The sequence below is a fragment of the Arsukibacterium sp. genome (assembly GCF_041616895.1).
In the GTDB taxonomy this organism is placed as follows: domain Bacteria; phylum Pseudomonadota; class Gammaproteobacteria; order Enterobacterales; family Alteromonadaceae; genus Alishewanella.
This window is the reverse complement of record NZ_JBFJPY010000165.1, coordinates 1-3,656: the sequence shown is the minus strand read 5'-3', so window position 1 is coordinate 3,656 and position 3,656 is coordinate 1. Positions and strand designations below refer to the sequence as shown.

General features: G+C 52.5%; 3 protein-coding genes. All 3 read right to left on the bottom strand.

Annotated features, from left to right (window positions below):
* Positions 1-124: 124 nt before the first annotated feature.
* Entirely contained in the window at positions 125-1,162 is a 1,038-nt protein-coding gene (locus ABY802_RS16220) for an ABC transporter ATP-binding protein (RefSeq protein ID WP_372628162.1), read from the bottom strand.
* A 2-nt stretch (positions 1,163-1,164) separates the two neighbouring features.
* Positions 1,165-2,799, bottom strand: a complete 1,635-nt coding sequence (locus ABY802_RS16215; protein WP_372628161.1) for an ABC transporter permease — start codon at positions 2,797-2,799, stop codon at positions 1,165-1,167.
* 29 nt (positions 2,800-2,828) lie between these two features.
* On the bottom strand, positions 2,829-3,656 hold an 828-nt coding region (locus ABY802_RS16210; protein ID WP_372628160.1), incomplete at its 5' end, for an extracellular solute-binding protein.

Here is a 3,656-nt window from a genome sequence, read left to right as displayed (position 1 = left end):
GACGCACGCCATTATTTTTCCTGGTTGGGATGTCGCTGAGTTAGGGCATCCCTTTTTATCTGCTAATAACGTTACAGCTTGCAGCATGCTAATCAATAACCGGGGCAGGCAAGACCTTGCCAGGTTAGATCCGCGGAAAAAGTACCAAGTGGTCCAGGTCAAGCCGGATCCCAATGTGCTCACCAATGGCATGGTTATGATGGCTCAACGCTAAACAATATACCTGCTCACCACCACTAAGTTCTAATGTGTACAGAATGTGGGAGCCCCGGAAAGACTTCTCCAACACTTTGGCGGTAATGCCACTGGCATCATCATGGACAATATCATCCGGGCGGATCAAAACATCTACTTTATCGCCCGTATTGGCATTTTGCAGATAACGCTGATTAAAGATCCCCAGACAAGTTTGCACCCGCCTGGCATCCAGCATCTCTCCGGGTAACATCACGCCCCGGCCAACAAAGTCCGCGACAAACCTGCTGGCGGGCTTGTGGTAAAGCTCGTAAGGCGTTGCCCATTGCTGTAACTTACCATGTTGCATTACCCCCACCATATCGGCCATGGTAAAGGCTTCAAACTGATCATGGGTCACCATGACGGCGGTAATTTTTAACTGCTGTAAAATCTGTCTGATGTCACGCGCCAGCGCTTCACGTAATTCTGCATCCAGGCTGGAAAAGGGTTCATCCAGCAACAACACTTTCGGTTCTGGCGCCAACGCTCTGGCCAGGGCCACCCGCTGCTGCTGCCCGCCCGATAGCTGATGGGGGTACCGGCTTGCCAGATCGGGCAAACCAACCAGCTGCAATAGCTGCTTCACTTTATCCTGCTTAAACTTACTGCTTTGCCCTTGCAGCCCAAAACTAATATTATCGGCAACCGATAAATGCGGAAACAGGGCAAAGTCCTGGAATACCATGCCGACCCGGCGCTGCTCGGTCGCGAGCTGGGTCTGCTGATCACTGACCAGACGTTGTTGCAGGCTGATACTGCCACTGGCTGCCGGCTCAAAGCCAGCAATAGCGCGCAACAATGTGGTTTTCCCACATCCGGAAGGACCAACCAGACAACCAATCTGGCCTTCAGCCAACGCCAGGCTGACATCTTTTACCACGACATGCGGGCCATAGGCGACTGCCAGCGTATCCAGAACTAACATGCTTAAGATCCTCTGCTGTTATCCAGCGTCCGTGATAATAAAATAACCGGAATAATACTGACACACACGATGGCAAGTGCCGGCAGGGCGGCATCTGCCAGACGCTCATCTGAGGCAAGCTCGTACGTCCGCACCGCCAGGGTATTAAAATTAAACGGCCGTAAAATCAGGGTAGCCGGCAGCTCTTTAAGTACATCAACAAATACCAGCATCAGTGCGGTTAATACGCTGCCCCGCAGCAGCGGCACATGCACCCGGCGCAATACCTGCAACGGGCTGGCGCCCAATGAACGTGCTGCGTTATCCATACTGGGCTTAATTCGTTCAAGACCGGCTTCTACGCTATGCAGTGACACCGCCAGAAAACGCACGCTGTAAGCTAGCAATAATGCGAATAAGGTACCCGATAACAGCAAACCGGTTCGGATATCAAACCATTGCTCGGCCAGTAAATCAATGTTTCGGTCCAGCCAGGCCAGCGGTAACATCACACCAATAGCAATAACGGTGCCCGGAATAGCGTAGCCAAGCGCCGCCAACCTTACCGGCAGGCGCACCAGCGGATCACGGCGCAGCCTACTGGCATAGCCAAATAACAACGCAAGCATTACCGACACTATTGCGGCCAATGCCGCCAGACTGAAGCTATTCCAGATTAACCGGCCAAAATCTGCGGTGAGCAGAGTTAACCAGTTTGGCAGCGCCCAACTGGCAAGCTGAATAGCAGGAACGATAAAACCGAGTAATACCGGCAGTAGGCATAGCAGGGCTACCAGTAGCTGGCGGCCGGGGCTTAATAGCCGCAATGCGCTGATTTGCTGGCGCTGGCCCTGAAAAAAATACCGAATTTTACGCCTTGACCATTGCTCCAGCACTAACAACACCAACACAAAGCTACTGAGTAAGGCCGCCAGTTGCGCCGCCCCCTCCTGACTTCCCATACCAAACCAGGTACGGAAAATGCCCGTGGTAAAGGTAGCAATTCCAAAATATTGTACCGTGCCATAATCGGCAAACGCTTCCATCATTGCCAGCGCGACCCCGGTTAGCAGTGCCGGGCGGGCCAATGGTAACGCCACCTTCCAGAAATGCTGTCGTGGGCTGAAACCTAAGGTACGGCTGGCTTCAAGCATACTGGTTGATTGCTCACGAAACGCACTACGGGCTAACATATAAACGTACGGATACAGCACCAGTGACAACATCAGAATGGCACCGCCAAGCGAGCGAATTTCCGGAAACCAGTAATCGCCATAAGCCCAGCCAAAATAGGCACGCAGGCCGCTTTGCACCGGTCCGGCAAAATCAAGCATACCGGTATAGGTATAGGCAATAATATAGGCAGGCATCGCCAGTGGCAGTAATAACAACCATTGCAACACTCGCCGGCCAACAAACTGGTACTGGCTTACCAGCCAGGCCGCACCGGTGCCAATAGCTAACGCCCCCATGCCGGTGCCAAGCGCCAATAATAATGAATTAACAATGTAGTCGGCCAGCACGGTTTGTCGCAGATGGCGCCACACCTCAATATCAGGGCTGAACACACTGCCGAAAACGACTAATACCGGCATTGCTAACAGCAATGCCGGTATTAGTACTGACCAACGCCAGATATCTACTTTGAACGACAGCATACTTCTCCGTTGCTGATCCAGCCTGGCCGTTAACGCCAGCCTGCGCGGTCCATTACCCGAATGGCCTCGCCATTTAGCTCGCCCAATTTATCCAGATTTAGCTTGTCGGCTTTAAAGTCACCAAAACTTTGCAGCAGCTCGCTAGCTTGCACGCCCTGTACCACAGGGTATTCGTGATTTTGCTCGGCATACCATTGCTGGGCCTCCTCTGTCACCATATACTCCAGTAACCGCACAGCATTGGCTTTATTTGGCGCATGGGCAGCAACACCTGCTCCTGAGATATTAACGTGTACGCCGTTGCCTGCTTGATCAGGCCAAAAAACTCTAACTTTTTCCGCGGTAGCGCGCTGCTCTGAGTCAGCCAGCATGCCGCCTAAATAATAGGTGTTGGCAATGGCAATATCACAAACCCCACTCGCCGCTGCGCTTATTTGGTCACGATCACCGCCACGTGGCGGCCTGGCAAAGTTTGCGACCAGACCTTTTACCCATTGCTCTGCAGCTGCAGCACCTTCATGCGCAATCAAACCCGCAACCATAGACTGGTTATAAATATTATCTGATGAGCGAATACAAATGCGACCACGCCATTTTGGACTGGCTAAATCAGCATAGGTTGACAGTTCTTGCGCTGTTACCTTGCCTGGCACATACATAATAGGTCTGGCACGCATGGTTAAACCGTACCACTGGCCAGCCGGATCACGCAGTTCTGCTGGAATAGCCGAGCTCAGCGTTTCAGACTCGATGCTTTGCAATACCCCCTGAGTTTTGGCACGGTATAAGCGGCCCACATCGGTACTGATCAATACATCAGCAGGACTGTTGCGCCCTTCACTGGCCAATCGGCTAAT

What these genes read in the sequence shown, in the direction of transcription:
- ABY802_RS16220 (WP_372628162.1), bottom strand. Translation starts at nt 1,162, where the DNA reads ATGTTAGTTCTGGATACGCTGGCAGTCGCCTATGGCCCGCATGTCGTG.
- ABY802_RS16215 (WP_372628161.1), bottom strand. Translation starts at nt 2,799, where the DNA reads ATGCTGTCGTTCAAAGTAGATATCTGGCGTTGGTCAGTACTAATACCG.